This is a genomic window from Shewanella sp. AS1 (genome assembly GCF_021412565.1).
In the GTDB taxonomy this organism is placed as follows: Bacteria; Pseudomonadota; Gammaproteobacteria; order Enterobacterales; family Shewanellaceae; genus Shewanella.
In genome coordinates, this window is sequence record NZ_JAKCLJ010000108.1 from 1 (window position 1) to 284 (window position 284).

1 pseudogene is annotated in these 284 nt (G+C 70.8%); it reads right to left on the bottom strand.

Annotated features, from left to right (window positions below):
* Window positions 1–284: pseudogene (locus LZP69_RS16265) on the bottom strand (alpha/beta hydrolase fold domain-containing protein); the annotation flags it as partial.

Genomic DNA, 284 nt, shown 5'->3' on the forward strand with positions numbered 1-284 from the left:
GTGCGATGCGCAATGTGGCTGGTGATGGCGCGGTGCGTCGCCGGCGAACCGACGCAATAAGCGCCCCCATGGAGGTACAGGATGGCGTCGCGTGTACCCGCAAGACCGCGGATCTGCGCGAACTCACCGGGCACGCCGCCACAGGTCGCGACGGTGAAATCGACGCCGCGCGCCGGCAGCGTCAGGCGCGTGAACAGCGCGAGCCGGCGACGCTGCTCGGGGATCGGCCGCCCGGAACGGAACGTCGGCAGCAACGTTGCGCGCAGTGCAGCGCGCAGCATCGC